Consider the following 16,892-nt stretch of genomic DNA (forward strand, 5'->3'; position numbering starts at 1 on the left):
CCTGCCGGGGCTGCGCGGCTCAGTTCGGCGCCACCAGCAACCCTATCGTGCATTCCGGCAAGCTCAACGTCCGCCTCGGAGCGCGTTGATCCTTGCTCAAATTATCGAGTTGCAATCGAGCGTAATCCTTATTACGGTAATCCTTATTACGGTGATAAGGGGCGTTCGTGGGATTCATAGGACGAGATCTGGAGCTCGAATACCTTCGCAATGAGTTTCAGGCTGAGCGACCCAGCCTGGTCATCGTCTATGGTCGTCGCCGGGTCGGGAAATCGACGCTGCTCCAGCAGGCTTCCGAAAAGACCGGCCCCTACATTTACTTCCAGGCTACGCAGGTCGACGAAGCTCTAAATCTCCGAGAATTCAAGCAAGAGATTTCTCGAACGCTCCGCGGAGACGATCCCATTCTTGGTTCGATTTCCGATTGGCTCGGTGCGCTGCATTACCTTGCAAACAAGGCTCGAGAGCACCCGAAGCTCGTCGTCATCATCGATGAGTTTCCCTACCTGCTCACTTCGAGCGCATCCGCTGTTCCCTCCATCTTCCAGAAATTTTGGGACTCACGCGCCGCTAAGGGAAGCAGCTTGAAGCTTGTGCTGTGCGGTTCGCTCATTTCCCAGATGCAGAGCCTGCTCGCCGAGAAAAATCCACTCTACGGCCGGAAGACCCTGTCGTTCGAGCTGCCGCCCATGCCACTCCGCGACACCGCCAAGTTCCTCCCCAACTATAAACCGGCGGATCAGATCGTCGCCCATTCGGTATTCGGGGGCGTTCCCTACTATCTGGAAGCATGTCGACCGGATCTTTCGATCCAAGAAAACATGAAAAATCTGCTGCTTAGCCCGACAGGTCTACTCCACGATGAACCCGAACTGCTCCTGCAAACCGAACTCAAAGACACCCAACGCTATTCCAGCATCATCTGGGCAGTAGCGAACGGGGCAACGAAGCCGAGCGAGATCGTTGGGCGGATCCAGTCGACCGAAATCAAGAATGGAGATGCTCTGGGGCCCTATATCGAGAAGCTCACTCGAATGGGCATCATCGCCGCCACCCGGCCAATCGGCTCGGCTGAGGCGAGCCGCAATCGGCGCTACGCTGTTGTCGATCCGCTCTTCCGGTTCTGGCATCGGTTCGTTTTGCCTGACCTGTCGCTCGTCAACCGGGGTTTCGGCGACCAGGTCATGGCAAGCTCGGTCATGCCTCATCTGTCCGAATATATGGGTCTCGCCTTTGAGCGGATCTGCCGTGATCACATGCTGCTTCACGCTCAGGATCGATTGGGCGCGCCAGCACGCGAGGTCGGCAGCATCTGGAGCGGCGACTATGATATCGATGTCGCAGGGTCGCTGATCGACGGCGCCTCGATGTTCGGCGAATGCAAATGGACCACGGCTAAGGTCGACGACGCCATACTCGCTCGTCTCATTGAGCGGGCCGACAGGTGCGGATACATGCCGGATGCGGCCCGACACTATCTGTTGTTCTCGCGCAAGGGATTCAGCGACGGCCTGAAAAGCAAGGCGTCGTTGGATGGTTCGCTTAACTTGGTGTCGATCGAAGAACTGGTCGACGCGAAAGAACTCACGCACGACGATCGCTTATCACGGGACGAAAGGCCAGCGTCCAAGAATGGACCTTAACACGCGCCTGCTGTAAGGCCGCGAACTCAGTCCGCCCAGCCTCGTCGCTCACATCACGCGCTTCATCGCGGCGAAGTCGCCGTTGACCTTGAGCGTCACGATCACGTCGGCCTTGCCGCGGTTGCGCCAGAACCAGCCGTGCTTGCCGTCGAACGCGGCCTCGAGCACGCCTTCCTGGCTCGGTGCGGCGCGGCCCTTCTCGTAGCTCGTGGACTGCTGGCCCGCGCCGTCGGCGTGCATGTCGAAGTTCACGACGCCGCCCTCGACCGTCCAGGTGAAGTTCGCCTTCGCGCCCTTCTTCATGTCGAGCTTCACCTCGGCGCCCTCGCCGGGCTTGAGCGTGACCTTCGTCTCCTCGGTCTTCATGGCGGCCTTCTGCGCCGAGGCCGTGCCGATCACCAATTCAGCGAAGATCGAGCCGAGCAGGCTGGACCGCTGGTCCGGAGCCGCGGGCGTGGCCGGGGCGGCCGCGCCTCGTCCTTGATCCGGTCGGACTCCGCCTCGGCCGCGAGCTGGGTCTTGATCTCACCCATCTCGGCGAGGCCGATCGCCTTGCCGATCCCGGTCGGGTCGATCGCGTATTCGGCGGGAAGCACGATGGTGGTCAGGATCACGCCCGCCGAGACGATGGCGATCGCGGTGGAGCGCAGGAGCTGCCTGGTCGTCGGCAGTTCGGCGCGGGTCGGAATGTCGGTGTTATACATCGGTTCTGTCTCTTCGATCTGGGGATTGGGGTCAGGAGACCGCGAGGCCGGTGAGCTGGTAGCCGACCAGCACGAAGCCCGCGGTCATCATCACGACGTTGGCCGTGTAGGCGTGTCGCCAGAAGCCGTCGGTCCGGCGCCAGAAGCCCATGGCGATCAGGATGGCAGCGAGCGCCAGCAGTTGGCCGATCTCGACGCCCACGTTGAAGGCGAGGAGGTTCGGCACGAGGCCGTCGGGCGAGATGTTGTATTCGATGATCTTGGTCGACAGCCCGAAGCCGTGGAACAGCCCGAAGATCAGCGTGGCGGCCTTGGTGTTCGGCTGGAACCCAAACCAGCGCTGGAACGCGCCCATGTTGTCGAGCGCCTTGTAGACGACCGACAGGCCGATGATCGCGTCGATCACATAGCTGTTGATCCCGACGTTGAAATAGACGCCGAGCAGCATCGTCGTGGAGTGGCCGAGCGCGAACAGGCTGACGTAGAGGCCGATGTCCTTCATCCGGTAGAGGAAGAAGATCACCCCGGCCAGGAACAGCAGGTGGTCGTAGCCCGTCACCATGTGCTTGGCGCCGAGATAGGCGAAGGAGATCAGGTTCACGCCGGAGATCTCCTGGATATAACCCTTGTCGCCCTCCGCGACCGCATGGGCGAGCGCGGAGGCAGGGACGATCAGGATGGCGGAGACCGCGAGCAGGCGCGCGAAGGCGAGGCGGCGCGGCGCGTGCGCGTCGGGCCTCCCCCCGCTTGGAGGTCGGTGCATGTGAAGGATCCGTGGTTCGTCGATGGGGCCGGCTGCGCTGAGGCAGCCGGGGCTCAAGCGGCGAAGGACGGTCTCGGTGGACGCTTCAGGCCGGACGGGTGCGCGTCGCGCGCAATCTGGGCGGCGCCAGTCAGCGTCACCGAGCGCGTCGCGGGCGAAGCCTGCGCGAGGAAGGATGGGGGCGTTCCCGCCTTGTCGTGGAGATGGTCGGCGGAGTCATGTCCGTGGGTGTGTCCCGGGCTGCGCTCGTCGGCGTCGCCCTCGTCGTGGGCATGGCCATGCTCGGCGATCTCGGCGGCGAGCGCCGCGTGCCGCTCGGCCTCGGCGGCGGCGAGCGCCAGCGGGTCGTGCGAGGCGGAATGCCCGGTCGGCGCCGACAGGACGGCCAGCGCGATCGCGAGCATGCCCGCGATGCGCAGCGTCCGGTCGAGGAGGCGCTTGATCGTCATCGGGCCGGACCATAGCTGCGTCGCCGTCCGCCCGTCGAGGCCGCGCCCCGCGACGCGTTGCCATATCCCCTCCAGGGGGATAGGACGTAGCTCATGTCCGAACCCCACCTTCACGAGAGCCACCCGCAAGTCGTCGCGCGCCTGAAGCGGGCGCAGGGGCACCTGCGCAGCGTCATCGAGATGATCGAGGCGGGGAAGCCCTGCGTCGACGTCGCCCAGCAGCTCCACGCGGTCGAGAAGGCCGTGGGGCAGGCCAAGCGCACGCTGATCCAGGACCACGTCGACCACTGCCTCGAGGATGCGGTCGTCGCCGGGGGACGCGATCAGCGCCGCTCGCTCGACGAGTTCAGGGCGATCACCAAATACCTGTGAGCGCGCCGTGCTGAGCGTCCTGTCTAACCGAACCTACCGACACCTGTTCCTCGCGCAGGTGATCGCGCTGATCGGCACAGGGCTCGCCACGGTCGCGCTCGGGCTGCTCGCCTACGAGCTGGCGGGCAAGCAAGCGGGCGCGGTGCTCGGGACCGCGCTCGCGATCAAGATGGTGGCCTATGTCGGGGTCGCGCCGATCGCAGCCGCCTTCGCCGACCGCCTGCCGCGCTGGACCATGCTGGTCGCGCTCGACCTCGTGCGGGCCGCGGTCGCGGTGTCGCTCCCCTTCGTGACGGAGATCTGGGAGGTCTACGTCCTGATCTTCGTCCTCCAGTCGGCGTCGGCCGCCTTCACCCCGACCTTCCAGGCGACGATCCCGGACGTGCTGCCGGAGGAGCGCGACTACACCCGCGCGCTTTCGCTCTCGCGGCTCGCCTACGACTTGGAGAGCATCGTCAGCCCGATGCTGGCGGCGGCGCTGCTGACCGTCATCAGCTTCCACGCGCTGTTCGCGGGCACCGTGGTTGGCTTCCTCGCCTCGGCCGCGCTGGTGGTCTCGGTCGCGCTGCTGACGCCCAAGCCCACCGAGCGGCGGGGGATCTACGACCGGACGACGCGCGGCGTGCGGATCTATCTCGCGACGCCTCGGCTCCGCGGACTTCTGGCGCTCACGCTCGCGGTGGCCGCGGCGAGCGCGATGGTCATCGTGAACACCGTCGTCATCGTCCAGGCGGGGCTAGGTCTTGGCCAGCCGCAGACCGCGCTCGCGCTTGGGGCTTACGGCGCCGGCTCGATGGCCGCGGCCTTCGCGCTGCCCCGGCTGCTCGACCGCATGCCCGACCGTCCTGTGATGCTGCTCGGCGCGGCGCTCCTTGCGCTCGCCCTCGGACTTGGTCCCGTCGTCGGATCCTTCGAGGCGTTGCTCGCGCTCTGGTTCGTCCTCGGCGTCGGGACTTCGGTGACGCAGACGCCGGGCGGTCGGCTTCTTCGCCGTTCCGCCCATGCCGAAGATCGCCCTGCGGTGTTCGCCGCGCAGTTCGCACTCTCGCACGCCTGCTGGCTGCTAACCTATCCGGTCGCGGGTTGGGTCGGCGCGAGGGCGGGAATGCCCGTCGCGTACCTCGCGCTCGCAGGCGTCGCTGCGGCCGCCGTCGTTGCGGCGCTCATTCTCTGGCCCCAAGCCGAGGACGACGCGCTCGAGCACGCCCATCCCGGCCTCGACCCGGACCATCCGCATCTCCGCGAAGCTCCCGCCGCCGGGCAGGCCCACGTCCACGCGCACCCGATCGTCATCGACCGCCTGCATCCGCAGTGGCCCGACGCGGGGCGCTCCTGAGCCGTGGCCGACCTCGTCGCCTATCTCGGGCTGTTCGCCTCGGCGTTCGCCGCGGCCACCATCTTACCCGCGCAGTCGGAGGCGCTGCTGGTCGGTCTCGTGCTCGCCGAGGCGCAGCCCGTCTGGGCACTGGTCGCCGTCGCGAGCGTCGGCAATGTCCTCGGTTCGGTCGTGAACTGGATCCTCGGCGGCCAAGTGGAGCGCTTCCGGGGGCGGCGCTGGTTCCCGGTCTCAGACCCGGCGCTCGAGCGGGCCAAGGGTTGGTATGGCCGATGGGGCCGCTGGTCGCTGCTTTTTAGCTGGACGCCGATCGTCGGCGATCCGCTGACACTGGTGGCGGGCGTGCTCCGCGAGCCGTTCTGGTCATTCCTTGCTCTCGTTACCATCGCCAAGGTCGGCCGATACGTAGCGTTAGCAGCGATCACCTCTGGCGTCGCGTGACCCCAGGTCCGGTCGCGTCATTCTCGGCGCAATCGAACCGCCGCCTGAATGAAGCTATCTTGCGCCGCATACCCCTTGGGGTACAAAGTTTGGCATGCAGTGCTGCACCAAGACTTCCTGCGGCAAACGCCTGAACCGGATCGAGGGACAGGTTCGCGGAATTGCTCGCATGCTCGAGGAGGACCGCTACTGCATTGACGTGGTCACCCAGATTTCCGCCGTCCGTGCCGCCCTGAAGCGGGTCGAGGAGGAGATTCTGAAGGACCATGTCGGCCACTGCGTCGAGAACGCTATCCAGTCAGGCGACAAGGACGAGCAGCGCCAGAAGGTCGCCGAGCTCGTCGACGTCCTAGGGGGGTGCGCGGATGACCAACCTTTCGCTGCTTCGGTTGGTGGTGGGTCTAGCTCTGGCACTGTTCGTGGCCGCAAGCTGGGCCACGCCGAGCGAGGCCCACGCAGGTCATGGCGCGCCAGCCGCTGCCATAGAGCAGGCGAACGCTCCCGCCGCGTCTCCGGACTTCGTCGCCTCGACGCCTCAGCAGGGCATGGAAGCCGTCTCCGCCGACTGCACTGGCCACATGGGCCAGTCCGGCACGGGCAAGTCCACCTGCTGCAGCAACACCTGCCATGCCGTCATCTCGACCGAAATGGAGCCCGCTCCAGGCCGTGACAATCAAGGTGACTGTCCTGCCCGTGGTTCCGGCGAAGGCCGCCCTGTCCGGGCCGACCGCCCACATCAAGCGCCCCCCGAGACCGTCCGCCACGCTGGTCGGCTGACGTCCTCGCGAGCCTGACGCACGCCCTAGTTCTGGGGCTCCGTCGCCGCACTCCGAGACATCTGACCGACCACGCGCCTCGCCGGCGCCACGGCGCCCTCGCGCTTGCTCGTTCAGATTCCGGGGTTTTCCATGAAGCCGCTCGTCTCGGCTGCCGCCGCTCTATTCCTGGGCGGTTGCTCAACGCAATTGCCATCGCCCATCGCGGGGCGCGACGACCCAAGCAATCCGTCCGCGTCGGTTCCGACCCTCCGATACAGCTCTGTCACGGCGGGCACGGCGGACTACCGCCCGGTCCAGCCGAAGCCTTGGCTTGAACAGAACAAGGGCGTCGCGCCGAAACCTGCGGAGGGCATGTGATGGCGGCGCGCCATTCACGCCTCCTGAGGGCGGTTGCGGTCGGCGCGCTGTCGGCCTCGCTCGGCGCATGCGCGTCGGTCTCGGCGGACGGCGGCATGACCCCGGTCGTGTCGCGGGTATCGCTCGACCTCGGCAAGGATACGGCGAAGATCGTAACGGCGTCGGACGCCGGAGCGGTGAAGGGGCGCGTCGACCGCCTGCTGGCGAGGCCTCTGACGGCGGACGCCGCGGTCCAGATCGCGCTGCTCAACAACCTCGGTCTCCAGGCCGAGTACAATGCGCTCGGCGTGTCCGAGGCGGAGTTCGTCGAAGCCAGCCTGCCGCCGTCGCCCACGGTCTCGATCGAACGCGTGGCCGGCTCCGGCGACCTCGACATCGAGCGCCGCCTGATCGCGGACCTGTTCCAGCTCCTGACGCTGCCACGGCGCGCGAAGATTGCGGAGACCGAGTTCCGCGCCGCCCAGTACAAGGCGATCGCTGCGACCTTCCGGACCGCAGCCGAGGCGCGCCGTGCGTTCTACAAGGCGGTCGCGGCGCGAGAGACCACCGCCTTCCTCGAGGCGGCGCGGGGTTCGGCGGGCGCCGCGGCCGAGCTCACCAAAAAACTCGGTGAGACGGGGGCGGCCACCAAGCTCAACCAGGCCCGATCCGGCGCGCTCTACGCCGAGGTCGCGACCGAGCTCGCGGAGGCGCGCCTCGAGGCCGCCAAGGAGCGCGAGGCGCTCACCCGCCAGCTCGGTCTCTGGGGACGCGACCTCGACTACAGGCTGCCCGCGCGGCTGCCGTCGTTCCCGCGGCTCAAGACCCAGGGCGACGTCGAGGCGACCGCCATCCGGCGCCGGGTGGACATCATCGGCGACCGGCTCGAGCTCGACGCGCTCGCTCAGTCCTATGGACTGACGGAACAGACCCGCGCGATCTCGATGCTCGAGCTCACCGGCCTCGCCAACCACGCGAAGTCGGCGGAGGGCGACAAGGCCAACCCCAAGGGTTTCGAGGTCGCGGTCCAGATCCCGATCTTCGACTTCGGCAAGGCGCGCTCCGCGAAGGCGCGCGAGACCTACATGGGCGCGGTCAACCGCCTGCTCGAGAAGGCCGTCAACGCCCGCTCCGAGGCGCGCGAGGCCTACGCCACCTACCGCGGCCGCCACGACATTGCGCGTTCCTACCAGAGCCGCGTGCTGCCGCTCCGCAAGGTCATCACCGAAGAAGCGCAGCTCCAGTACAACGGCATGTTGGTCGACGCCTTCGAGCTGCTCACCAACGCCCGTGAGAACGTTGCCTCGAACGTCGCGGCGATCCGGGCCAAGCGCGACTTCTTCCTCGCCGACGTCGACTTCCAGGCCGCCCTGATCGGCGGCGGCACGGCGTCCGAACCCGCGCCCGAGCCGAAGCTCGCTTCCGCGACGTCAGCGTCGGCGGCATCCCCCCAATGAAACCGGAGGCACCCATGACCGTCTCGCGCAGATCCTTCCTGTCGGCTTCCGCCGCCGGAGCGACGTCGCTCGTCGCCGCGACCGCGGTGTCGGGCCGCGTCCAGGCCGCGGCGATTCCTGAGGCCGCGACAACGAAGGACGCGACCATGCAGCCGCCGTTCGTTCCGACCACGGGGCCCGACTACAACCCTGTTGTCACGCTCAACGGCTGGACCGCGCCCTGGCGCATGAACGGCGACTGGAAGGAGTTCCATCTCGTCGCCGAGCCGGTGATCCGCGAGCTCGCGCCGGGCATGGTCGCGCTCTCTGGGGCTACAACGGCCAGTCGCCCGGCCCGACCATCGAGGCGGTTCGAGGGCGACAAGGTCCGCATCTTCGTCACCAACCGCCTTCCCGAGCACACCACGGTGCACTGGCACGGACAGTTGCTCCCAAGCGGCATGGACGGCGTCGGGGGCCTCACGCAGCCGCACATCAAGCCGGGGAAGACGTTCGTCTACGAGTTCATCTTAAGGAAGAGCGGGACCTTCATGTATCACCGCACGCCGACGAGATGGTCCAGATGGCCATGGGCATGATGGGTTCTTCGTGGTGCACCCGAAGGATCCGGCGTTCCGGCGCGTCGACCGCGACTTCGTCTTCCTGATGTCGGCCTACGATATCGATCCGGGAACCTACGTCCCCCGCGTCGCCGAGATGACCGACTTCAATCTCTGGACCTGGAACACGCGGGTGTTCCCCGGGATCAACCATCTGGTCGCGGCCAAGGGCGACAAGGTGCGGGTGCGGTTCGGCAACCTCACCATGACAACCACCCGATCCACATGCACGGCTACGACTTCAAGGTCTCGTGCACCGACGGTGGCTGGGTGCCGGAGGCCGCGGCCTGGCCCGAGGTCACGATCGACTGCGCGGTTGGGCAGATGCGCGCCTTCGACTTCGTCGCCGACGCCCCGGCGACTGGGCGATCCACTGCCACAAGTCGCACCACACCATGAACGCCATGGGCCACGAGGTCTCGAACTTCATCGGCGTGAACAAGAAGGACGTCGCCAAGAAGATCAAGGCGGTGGTCCCCGGCTACATGCCGATGGGACAGGCGGGCATGGCCGACATGGGCGAGATGGAGATGCCGCTCCCCGACAACACGCTGCCGATGATGACGGGCTTCGGCCAGTTCGGCCGATCGAGATGGGGGGAATGTTCTCGGTCGTGAAGGTCCGCGAGGGCCTCAGCCCAGGCGACTACAAGGACCCTGGCTGGTTCAAGCACCCCGAAGGCCAGGTCGCTTTCGAGTGGAAGGGGCCGGAGCGCGACGCGGCCGCCGCCCCTCCCGCCAACCCCAAGCCGGAGACGTCGAGATGAACGTCGTGAAGCCCAAGGCGGCTCCAGCGGGCACGCGAACCACTGACCTCAAAACTCAACCAGGAAGAACCAATGAAGGACGTCCCTGATGCTTGCCGTCCTCGCCGCGGCGCTCGCGTCCTCCGCCGCATGGGCCGACGCCGGCCATTCCCATGGCGAAGCCAAGGCCTTCGGCGAGCCCGGCGACCCCAAGAAGCCGTCCCGGACGGTGGAGGTGGTCATGAAGGAGACCGATGACGGCGAGATGCTCTTCGATCCGATCTCGGTCTCGGCGAAGAAGGGCGAGCAGGTCCATTTCGTGCTCAGAAACGAGGGCCAGCTCGACCACGAATTCATGCTCGCAACCCGCGCCGACAACGACAGGCACGCGGTCGCGATGCGGAAAAACCCGGACATGGAGCACGACGAGCCGAACGGCCGCCGCGTGGCGCCGGGCCAGTCCGACGAGATCACCTGGAAGTTCTCGAAATCGGGCGAGTTCAACTTCGCCTGCCTGATCCCTGGCCATCGCGAGGCCGGCATGGACGGCACGGTCGCCGTCAAGTGACCCCCAAAGCAGGAGACCCGCATGAAGAAGTCAGCATCAGTCCTCGGCGCCCTCGTCGCCGCCCACCTCGCCGCATCGGCCTCCGCCGCCGACGGCACGGTCAAGAAGATCGACGAAAGCGCGAACAAGATCACGCTTGACCACGGCCCGATCAAGAGCCTCGACATGGACGAGCCGATGTCCATGGTCTTCAAGGCCGCCGACCCCGCCATGCTGAAGGGCGTCAAGCCCGGCGATAAGGTGACGTTCGAGGCCGAACGCGTGAACGGCCAGATCACCGTGACCAAGATCCGGAAGAAGTGACGATCAGCGAGGTGGCCGCGGGGCGTGGCCGGCTCGCGTGCCATTGACAAGTAGCTGACCTGCGGCGGTGACGCCGATAGGCGGCCAAAAAGATGGACATCGATCGCGCTTGGAGAACTCAATTCCATTGTAAAGCTATGCGCCGATCCGAGTAAGCGAACCTATATAACCTTCAGAAGCATACCTTTTGGCTATACGTATTTCAGTTAATTACCTTTCTATTCCATCTTATAACCACTGAGAAGGCATCTATATATTAACATAGGGCCCGCCCGGTCTTTGCCGGGCGGGGAAATTCTTCGAGTCTGAGAAAACAACTGCTTGTTAAAGCAGCGCGTTCTCCGGATTCGGCTTACCCAACGTCAACGCGTTCCCGCAATCTGCCCGGCCGAAAGGTTATCCCAGAGTTTCAACGATGCCTTGACGAAAATGTCTTCGTCACTGTCGGCATTGGTAAATTCAGAGATAGATGATTGTCTTCCTTGCTGTCGTAACGATCCCATTCCGGGGTGTCTGGTCCGTTCGGGTCGCCATTGGCGGCGAAGCGTGTCCAGTAACTGACCATTGCATCTGAAAGGCGCGACTGTTGCTTGTTCAAAGGAGTGACTTGACCTGTCGCTCCATTATAATTCTTAAAAAGGTATTGAATCTCGAACGTATGCGCCGCTCCAGTGGAAAGGACACCTCGGGTCCAGAATCAGGCGCAGTGCGATCCGCAAATTCGAAGCTGTAGACAGGGACGTGTTCCGCCAGAGCAGTATTCAACGTTCGTAATGGGCAAAGCATCAGTTGATCGCCCTGAACAGCCCCGAACGCTTCGCTAGGCGAATCAAAATCGTCGACGTCGTATCGCGACAGGATTCGCCTGTCCCGGTTTTCCGAATAGCGCTGAGACCCGCTCCGGGTACTCCTTCTTCGTTAGGACATGACCCGTTTGCGGCCTCCTCCAATGAGACAAACCCACCTTAACTCGTCGCGGTTCGCACCGTTCATCACAGGCACCTTGTTGAACTTTCCGGAGCCGAGGACTTCCGGGATCGATGCTGGAATGGTAGTTCCGTCGATTATCGCCTGCGCCGTGTCAGTGAAAGCCTTGCCGCGCTTTACGATCTGTTTGGGCGTAAGGCCTTTCAGACAGGCCGCCGTTTCTTCCGCTGACTTACCCCCGCATCCGACGGTCTCAGAAAACTGTTCTGCGTAAGCGTGCGCTTGATCTACCGTTTGCATCGGTGAGACCATCACGTACGAGCCGCTTTCTACGATCGCCCGGTGAAACAATCCTTTAGCTGCCGGGGACACGATCTGCGCCATGACGCTGCCACCCCCCGCCGACTCACCGAATATTGTTACATTGTGTGGGTCGCCGCCGAAGTTGACGATATTTTCCTTGATCCATCGCAGCGCCAACTGTTGATCCATGAAACCGTAGTTTCCTGACGGCGCATTTTTTCCCCCCAACGCCGGATGATCGAAGAATCCAAAAATGTTGAGTCTGTAATTCATTGAAACGAATACAACGTCTCCTCGCTTTACAAGCCACTCTGAATTGTACTCGTTTGCCGAACCATCAAACCAGCCGCCGCCGTGGATCCAGACCATTACGGGCTTGTTTTTCTTTCCATTGCTATTTCGGTTATCGTCGGTGACGACGTTCAGATAGAGGCAGTCTTCCTCTAGACTCGGTTCCGCGAACACGCCGAGCGTGTTGGACTGCACACAACTTTTCCCTGGCCGCCCGACGTTAAGCGGCTTCGCCCACTTTTTTGGAGGCTGCGGAGGCCGCCAACGCAAGTCTCCCACGGGAGGAGCGGCATAGGGGATCCCTAGATATTGATAGACCCCGTGCCTTCGAATGCCCTGAACAGGACCATCCGACGTCTCTACCAACGGCGCTTTCGCGTCGACGCTCTCCGCCTCGCTGCTCTTCGCCCCGGCTGTGACGGCAAGAGCGGCTAGAGTTGCTCCGACAGCGAGGCTGTGCAGCGTCCTGCATCTGGTAAGCGCTTTCATTGGGTCTCCTCCCGTTTTTATTTGCGCGCCAGACGATTTTAATCCGCTATCTCAGCACCCGCTGCCACGGTTTGGAAGAGCTGTCACAATCCTGCTATTTTATTATCTCCTGCACGAGCGCCGGGACCAAAGAACCGCGAGTTTGTCGTAGTCTTCTAAACTCCGCGGGAGTCTGACCCGTTTGTGCACGGAAACGTTCGGAAAAATGACTGTGGCTGTAGAATCCGAGATCAATCGCGATCGATGCTATAGGGGTGTCCGTGAGCGACAACACCTCCTTAGCGCGCCGAAGTCTCGTATCGAGAACGTATCGGTAGGGCGACACTCCAAACGAGGCGCGGAATGCGCGACTGAAATGGGAAGCGCTCAACCCGACCAAACGCGCCATACTGTGGAGAGAGATATGAGCATCAAGATGTTCTTCAATAAAGTCTTTGATAAGACGCGCCTGGTTCGGCCGCAAGCAAACACGCCCCGGTTTGGATACTTGTCGAACGTATGCCGCGCAGATATAAGATAGAAGCGCGAGCGACAAAGACTCAGCGTAAAGTCTGCCTGATCGACAACCAGATCTTGCCTCGTTACGCATTTGCAAAATTATCGTTGCCAAATTATAATCGTTATTATAACGTTGATTAAGGTCCATGTTTTGAATAGCCTCGGATTGTTCAGGCGCCGTGTGTTGAAAGAGGCCGGCATCGAATTGCACACCGCAATATTCCCATTCATCAGAAATAATTGATTGCTGTATTTTATAGTGCGGGGAAGATAGGCAGACCGTCCCTGGTGTTATATGACGCCTTTCGACCACTCCGTCGTGGAGCCATTCATTGTCGCCCTCACCGGCGGTGCAGACGAAGACCGCTGGTTTTTCTATGGTAAAATTTCTGACTGTTCCCGGATCAGTGACCGCAACTTCCATATCAAACCCTGCCCACGGCAACGCGGCGGTCGTAAAGTGGGCATTCGAAGTAAGAGGTGTTCTCCCTCTTTCTGAAAGCCTTAGGATTCGGTTGAATGTCATTGCCAAACCTCCGGGGAACATGGGAGTAGGTGGCGCGCCGCAACTAGGCCGCATATTTTCGCCCGAATTTATGGTCCTGTGCCGCTCCAATTATAGGCTTAATGTGCTCCTTATCGTGTTGTAGACTGCGACTTCTTAGCTGCGATTTTAACGTTTTAATGTCCTAGCGCAATGACGTGACCCTCCTGAAACCCTCCTAGGATAGCTAGAGTCCGCCTCAGAACGAGGGACGGACGGATGACGAGGTTACGGTTCAAGGACGAGCAGATCATTTCCGATCCTGCGAGGGCAGGAGGCGGGCGTGGCGATCGCGGAGCTATGCCGGAAGCACGGCGTCGAGCGTGCGTTATCAGGGCTCGCGACGCGATGATGCGTTTCTGCGCGGTCGTCAAGGGAAGCCTGCCGGCAGAGCGCCGGCTCTTCGGCTATAGGCGGCTCCTTGTGCTGCTAAAGCGAGAGGGCCATGCCGTCAACCGCAAACGCGCGCAGCGGCTCTATCGCGAGGAGAAACTGACGGTCCGCCGTCGCGGCGGCCGCAAGTGGGCGATCGAAACCCAGCTTCCGATCGAGACGGCTGTCGCAGCGAACCCAAGGTGGAGTTTGGACTGCCTGTCGGACCAACTGACGGACGGACGTCGCGTCTGGACCTTCGCTGTGGTCGATGACTGCACGCGTGGAATGCCTGGCGCTCTCTGCCGACACCTCGCTGGCCGGTCAGCGTGTCGCCCGCGAGCTCGACGACATCGTGCGCCGGCGCGGCCGGCCGACGACGATCGTCAGCGACAACGGAACGGAGTTCACCTCGAACGCGACCCTCCGCTGGGCGGACAAGACCGGCGTCGGCTAGCTATATCGCGTCGGGCAAGCCGCGGCAGAACGACTTCATCGACAGCTTCAACCTCCGCCTGAGCGACGGGCGTGTTCCGGTCACTCCCTAACGCCCGCACCGTGCTCTAAGCTGGGCGGCGCGACTACAACGAGGAGCGACCGCGCTCGAAGTCGGCGGGACGACGCCGGGGGGATTACGCCCGCGCCATCATCGAGACCGCCGGCCGAAGCGCTGCGCAACTTGACAGCTCCGCGCTTCGGCTTCTTGCACCCCCATCGACGATGGCTCAGATCAAAATGGCATTCTTCCTTGATGAGATACGGGGGGTCATGTCAGTAGGATCCCGATACTCGACATTTGAGCGGTTGAGGTTGCTCGCTATTAGCCGACGGGCAGGCCAAATGAATTGAAATTGCATCTAGCCTTCCGAGCAATCCGAGACAACCTGTGGTCGGCTTTTCAGGGCATTTTGCGCAGATCAGCGCTGGTCCGGCTACCAGGCTGCGTGGCTAGTATGCCTCACCCGTATCCGGTCTGAATTGGGCCAGAATGGGCGGGCAACTGGTCCAAAGGAGCTCACGCGCTATCTCACCCATACGAAAAAAACGGTACTCACATTCAGTCAGGATATCTTTCGCATGAGAACAGCTACGGTTTTGGTCGGTCTCTGTCTATTTGCGTCAACAGGCGCATTCGCGCAGTCGAGTAACAAATCCGACCCACTATCAAGCCTTCCGCCTCGAGACAGCGTTAAGCTTTCTCAAGTAATCGCGAAGGCTGAAGTCCGGCCGGGGTTCTTTGCAATCAAAACGGTCTCGTTCTCGGCGGGGCAGTACGAGGTCGTCTATTTTATGGATGACGGTGCGGAGGTCAGAATAAACTTCGACGCGAAAACGGGCGAGGCGCGGCCGCCGAAAACGGGTGGTCTGTTCGGAAACTGAGTGTGCGGCTTCAGCAGCGCGGGGCCATGGCTCTTATGGCCGTGATCACGGACACCCTTGTCTCGCCGACTCCTCGGACAGTGACCGGTGTCACTTGGCGAGCCTTAGCATCAAAGTGCAGCCTCGCGGCTCGGGTGGGCGCTTTGCCACCTGCGGTCGCCGGATCGAGCGTGTCAGGCGGTTCACCCGACCGCACTTCGCTTGGACCTCGCCGTCCCTTTTGGGGATGTCTTGCGCTCCGCGCTGCTGCGGAAGAGAGGCTCTAGGCTAGTGTTTGTTTTGAAGCGCTCCGGCGGGCGTATACTCTTTATTGCCTTGATTTCGCCACGTAGCGGCGTTCCTCTAACATGCTCAATGAATGAGAACGAAGGGTGACGTCAGATGAACTTGGGTAGCATAGCTGTATCAGCTCGTCTTGAGTACGATTCCGTTTTAGGACGCGCCCTTGGTAGACTTTGGGGTCGTCCAGTCCGGAGGGTCAATAACAGTCACATTTCAGAAACTGGTTTTTCCGTGTCGGAAACATTGGAGAAAGTGACCGTCGTGTTTGAAGTGCCCGGCTACGCCCGGGACGAGCTATTGCTGGAGGCCACCTCGCAATTCGTTCGGGTGAAAAGCCTCGAAACTCTGGCCGGCCGTCGGCGGGTCGCTCTCGAACGTTTCGTGCAAATGTCCGAAGCGGTCGAGACCGAGCGCGTCGCAGCAACTCTTCAAGATGGCCTTTTGACTGTGGACTTGCCGAAATCGGCGTGGGTTCGGGGAAAAGCTCGCCGCGTTACCATCGAGGCAGGTCCGTCAGTCTCGTCGGCGAACGAAGAACAGCCAGATCAGCACGCCTAGGCCGAGCGCAACCATCGAAAACACAGATCGCGTCGGGTCTCCACCCGACGACAACGAGAAGACAGCGCCCGCTAGAATAAGCCCAGCCGCGACCACGGCGTTCGCCATGCCGGCGCCGGCGCGTCGGACCGCGTCGCTTAGAACGTCAAGGTTTGCGCTCGAAACCTGGACCACCAATCCCTCACGTCTTAGCCTGTCCATGCCCCGACGAAGGGCCTCGGGCGCAATGGCGACGAGCTGATCAATTTCCTTGAGTGTCCGAAAAGCTCGCGCCGACAGACCCTTGAAGCTGAAGCGCTCAGCGAACGCTTGCAGCAAGACGGGCGTCATGGCGTCGATCACGTCCAGATCGGGATCCAGCGTTCGGGCCAAGCCCTCTGAGATACCGAAAGCTCGCAGCAAGAGTATAAGATCAGGCGGGAGCGCAAGTTCGTGTTCTCGGGCGATCGAGATGAATTGCGTGACTGCCTCTGTCAGACGGATGCTGCGGCCGGACTGAGTGCTGTAGCGAGCGAAAAACCGATCGACAGCTGGTTCGAGCCCTGGCGGAGGCGGTCCAGCTCGTCCAGCCCAGTCCATCAGGATATCGGACACAGCTCCGACGTCGGCGTCGATAAAGGACCCGAGGACGACGAGCACCTGTTCACGACGCTTTGCCGAAAGGCGGCCGACCGAGCCGAAGTCGAGCAAAGCGAGCCGACCCTCGGGCGTGACCAGGATGTTTCCTGGATGAGGATCAGCGTGGAACACGCC

General features: G+C 62.7%; 21 protein-coding genes and 3 pseudogenes. 16 read left to right on the plus strand and 8 right to left on the minus strand.

Annotation, left to right across the window (positions count from 1 at the left end; all coding sequences use genetic code 11):
- Positions 1 to 167: 167 nt before the first annotated feature.
- Entirely contained in the window at positions 168 to 1,643 is a 1,476-nt protein-coding gene (locus K6K41_RS13270; protein ID WP_261405413.1) for an ATP-binding protein, read from the plus strand.
- A gap of 48 nt (positions 1,644 to 1,691) precedes the next feature.
- Here the strand turns inward: K6K41_RS13270 and K6K41_RS29495 are convergent, their stop codons facing one another.
- Genes K6K41_RS29495 through K6K41_RS13285 form a run of 4 tightly spaced genes read right to left on the minus strand, consistent with a single transcriptional unit; the run spans position 1,692 to position 3,559 of the window.
- Complete coding sequence (locus K6K41_RS29495) at positions 1,692 to 2,045, minus strand: hypothetical protein (protein ID WP_315855192.1); 354 nt, start codon at positions 2,043 to 2,045, stop codon at positions 1,692 to 1,694.
- The gene (locus K6K41_RS29500) at positions 2,039 to 2,347 is read right to left on the minus strand and encodes a hypothetical protein (protein WP_315855193.1); all 309 of its coding nucleotides are present in this window, start codon (positions 2,345 to 2,347) and stop codon (positions 2,039 to 2,041) included. The genes K6K41_RS29495 and K6K41_RS29500 overlap by 7 nt, the downstream gene beginning before the upstream one ends.
- A gap of 31 nt (positions 2,348 to 2,378) precedes the next feature.
- Positions 2,379 to 3,110: a HupE/UreJ family protein gene (locus K6K41_RS13280; protein WP_261405414.1), complete on the minus strand. Its 732-nt coding sequence runs from the start codon at positions 3,108 to 3,110 to the stop codon at positions 2,379 to 2,381.
- 53 nt (positions 3,111 to 3,163) lie between these two features.
- Positions 3,164 to 3,559, minus strand: coding sequence for a hypothetical protein (locus K6K41_RS13285; protein ID WP_261405415.1), 396 nt, complete (start codon positions 3,557 to 3,559; stop codon positions 3,164 to 3,166).
- Between the two features lie 93 nt (positions 3,560 to 3,652).
- On the opposite strand from K6K41_RS13285, the gene K6K41_RS13290 reads away from it, so the two are divergent.
- From K6K41_RS13290 to K6K41_RS13330, 12 genes and pseudogenes are all read left to right on the plus strand, one after another.
- The gene (locus tag K6K41_RS13290; RefSeq protein ID WP_261405416.1) at positions 3,653 to 3,931 is read left to right on the plus strand and encodes a metal-sensing transcriptional repressor; all 279 of its coding nucleotides are present in this window, start codon (positions 3,653 to 3,655) and stop codon (positions 3,929 to 3,931) included.
- 7 nt (positions 3,932 to 3,938) lie between these two features.
- Entirely contained in the window at positions 3,939 to 5,267 is a 1,329-nt protein-coding gene (locus K6K41_RS13295) for an MFS transporter (protein ID WP_261405417.1), read from the plus strand.
- A 3-nt stretch (positions 5,268 to 5,270) separates the two neighbouring features.
- Entirely contained in the window at positions 5,271 to 5,708 is a 438-nt protein-coding gene (locus K6K41_RS13300) for a YqaA family protein (protein WP_261405418.1), read from the plus strand.
- Between the two features lie 94 nt (positions 5,709 to 5,802).
- Positions 5,803 to 6,063 (plus strand): annotated as a pseudogene (locus tag K6K41_RS13305) (metal-sensitive transcriptional regulator); the annotation flags it as partial.
- 553 nt (positions 6,064 to 6,616) lie between these two features.
- Positions 6,617 to 6,844 carry a hypothetical protein gene (locus K6K41_RS13310; RefSeq protein WP_081629289.1) on the plus strand — a complete coding sequence of 76 codons (228 nt, stop codon included), beginning with the start codon at positions 6,617 to 6,619 and terminating at the stop codon, positions 6,842 to 6,844.
- A complete protein-coding gene (locus K6K41_RS13315; RefSeq protein ID WP_261405419.1) occupies positions 6,844 to 8,280 on the plus strand; it encodes a TolC family protein in 1,437 nt (478 codons plus the stop codon). The genes K6K41_RS13310 and K6K41_RS13315 overlap by 1 nt, the downstream gene beginning before the upstream one ends.
- A gap of 14 nt (positions 8,281 to 8,294) precedes the next feature.
- Positions 8,295 to 8,858, plus strand: a complete 564-nt coding sequence (locus tag K6K41_RS30430) for a multicopper oxidase domain-containing protein (RefSeq protein WP_428978585.1) — start codon at positions 8,295 to 8,297, stop codon at positions 8,856 to 8,858.
- 246 nt (positions 8,859 to 9,104) lie between these two features.
- Positions 9,105 to 9,238 (plus strand): annotated as a pseudogene (locus K6K41_RS30435) (hypothetical protein); the annotation flags it as partial.
- A 36-nt stretch (positions 9,239 to 9,274) separates the two neighbouring features.
- Positions 9,275 to 9,496, plus strand: a complete 222-nt coding sequence (locus K6K41_RS30440; protein WP_428978622.1) for a hypothetical protein — start codon at positions 9,275 to 9,277, stop codon at positions 9,494 to 9,496.
- Positions 9,481 to 9,645, plus strand: coding sequence for a hypothetical protein (locus K6K41_RS30445; protein WP_428978586.1), 165 nt, complete (start codon positions 9,481 to 9,483; stop codon positions 9,643 to 9,645). Before K6K41_RS30440 ends, K6K41_RS30445 begins: the two co-directional genes overlap by 16 nt.
- Before the next feature lie 88 nt (positions 9,646 to 9,733).
- A complete protein-coding gene (locus K6K41_RS13325) occupies positions 9,734 to 10,192 on the plus strand; it encodes a cupredoxin domain-containing protein (RefSeq protein WP_261405420.1) in 459 nt (152 codons plus the stop codon).
- Between the two features lie 21 nt (positions 10,193 to 10,213).
- Positions 10,214 to 10,495 carry a copper-binding protein gene (locus K6K41_RS13330; protein ID WP_261405421.1) on the plus strand — a complete coding sequence of 94 codons (282 nt, stop codon included), beginning with the start codon at positions 10,214 to 10,216 and terminating at the stop codon, positions 10,493 to 10,495.
- Between the two features lie 409 nt (positions 10,496 to 10,904).
- Here the strand turns inward: K6K41_RS13330 and K6K41_RS30450 are convergent, their stop codons facing one another.
- From K6K41_RS30450 to K6K41_RS13340, 3 genes are all read right to left on the minus strand, one after another.
- Positions 10,905 to 11,144 carry a carboxylesterase family protein gene (locus K6K41_RS30450; RefSeq protein ID WP_428978602.1) on the minus strand — a complete coding sequence of 80 codons (240 nt, stop codon included), beginning with the start codon at positions 11,142 to 11,144 and terminating at the stop codon, positions 10,905 to 10,907.
- A gap of 269 nt (positions 11,145 to 11,413) precedes the next feature.
- Positions 11,414 to 12,505 carry a carboxylesterase/lipase family protein gene (locus K6K41_RS13335; RefSeq protein ID WP_261405422.1) on the minus strand — a complete coding sequence of 364 codons (1,092 nt, stop codon included), beginning with the start codon at positions 12,503 to 12,505 and terminating at the stop codon, positions 11,414 to 11,416.
- Between the two features lie 94 nt (positions 12,506 to 12,599).
- The gene (locus tag K6K41_RS13340) at positions 12,600 to 13,529 is read right to left on the minus strand and encodes a helix-turn-helix transcriptional regulator (protein ID WP_261405423.1); all 930 of its coding nucleotides are present in this window, start codon (positions 13,527 to 13,529) and stop codon (positions 12,600 to 12,602) included.
- Positions 13,530 to 13,822: 293 nt separating this feature from the next.
- Between K6K41_RS13340 and K6K41_RS13345 the strand changes: the two are divergent.
- From K6K41_RS13345 to K6K41_RS13355, 3 genes and pseudogenes are all read left to right on the plus strand, one after another.
- A pseudogene (locus K6K41_RS13345) lies at positions 13,823 to 14,437 on the plus strand (DDE-type integrase/transposase/recombinase); the annotation flags it as partial.
- Between the two features lie 559 nt (positions 14,438 to 14,996).
- On the plus strand, positions 14,997 to 15,299 hold the full coding sequence (locus tag K6K41_RS13350) for a PepSY domain-containing protein (RefSeq protein ID WP_261405733.1): 303 nt from the start codon (positions 14,997 to 14,999) through the stop codon (positions 15,297 to 15,299).
- A 534-nt stretch (positions 15,300 to 15,833) separates the two neighbouring features.
- A complete protein-coding gene (locus K6K41_RS13355; RefSeq protein WP_261405424.1) occupies positions 15,834 to 16,139 on the plus strand; it encodes an Hsp20/alpha crystallin family protein in 306 nt (101 codons plus the stop codon).
- Here the strand turns inward: K6K41_RS13355 and K6K41_RS13360 are convergent.
- Entirely contained in the window at positions 16,095 to 16,889 is a 795-nt protein-coding gene (locus K6K41_RS13360) for an AarF/UbiB family protein (protein ID WP_261405425.1), read from the minus strand. The two genes, K6K41_RS13355 and K6K41_RS13360, sit on opposite strands and share 45 nt — an antisense overlap.
- Between the last annotated feature and the right edge of the window lie 3 nt (positions 16,890 to 16,892).

Origin of the sequence: Chenggangzhangella methanolivorans, from assembly GCF_019797865.1 — a bacterium.
Lineage (GTDB): Bacteria > Pseudomonadota > Alphaproteobacteria > Rhizobiales > Methylopilaceae > Methylopila > Methylopila methanolivorans.

Bases quoted from the DNA above. Each gene is read 5' to 3' on its own strand.
- K6K41_RS30440 (WP_428978622.1), top strand. From the start codon at position 9,275: ATGAACGCCATGGGCCACGAGGTCTCGAACTTCATCGGCGTGAACAAG.
- K6K41_RS29500 (WP_315855193.1), bottom strand. From the start codon at position 2,347: ATGTATAACACCGACATTCCGACCCGCGCCGAACTGCCGACGACCAGG.
- K6K41_RS13340 (WP_261405423.1), bottom strand. From the start codon at position 13,529: ATGACATTCAACCGAATCCTAAGGCTTTCAGAAAGAGGGAGAACACCT.
- K6K41_RS30445 (WP_428978586.1), top strand. From the start codon at position 9,481: ATGTTCTCGGTCGTGAAGGTCCGCGAGGGCCTCAGCCCAGGCGACTAC.
- K6K41_RS13315 (WP_261405419.1), top strand. From the start codon at position 6,844: ATGGCGGCGCGCCATTCACGCCTCCTGAGGGCGGTTGCGGTCGGCGCG.
- K6K41_RS13290 (WP_261405416.1), top strand. From the start codon at position 3,653: ATGTCCGAACCCCACCTTCACGAGAGCCACCCGCAAGTCGTCGCGCGC.
- K6K41_RS30430 (WP_428978585.1), top strand. From the start codon at position 8,295: ATGACCGTCTCGCGCAGATCCTTCCTGTCGGCTTCCGCCGCCGGAGCG.
- K6K41_RS13350 (WP_261405733.1), top strand. From the start codon at position 14,997: ATGAGAACAGCTACGGTTTTGGTCGGTCTCTGTCTATTTGCGTCAACA.
- K6K41_RS13335 (WP_261405422.1), bottom strand. From the start codon at position 12,505: ATGAAAGCGCTTACCAGATGCAGGACGCTGCACAGCCTCGCTGTCGGA.
- K6K41_RS13280 (WP_261405414.1), bottom strand. From the start codon at position 3,110: ATGCACCGACCTCCAAGCGGGGGGAGGCCCGACGCGCACGCGCCGCGC.
- K6K41_RS13325 (WP_261405420.1), top strand. From the start codon at position 9,734: ATGCTTGCCGTCCTCGCCGCGGCGCTCGCGTCCTCCGCCGCATGGGCC.
- K6K41_RS13330 (WP_261405421.1), top strand. From the start codon at position 10,214: ATGAAGAAGTCAGCATCAGTCCTCGGCGCCCTCGTCGCCGCCCACCTC.
- K6K41_RS13285 (WP_261405415.1), bottom strand. From the start codon at position 3,559: ATGACGATCAAGCGCCTCCTCGACCGGACGCTGCGCATCGCGGGCATG.
- K6K41_RS13310 (WP_081629289.1), top strand. From the start codon at position 6,617: ATGAAGCCGCTCGTCTCGGCTGCCGCCGCTCTATTCCTGGGCGGTTGC.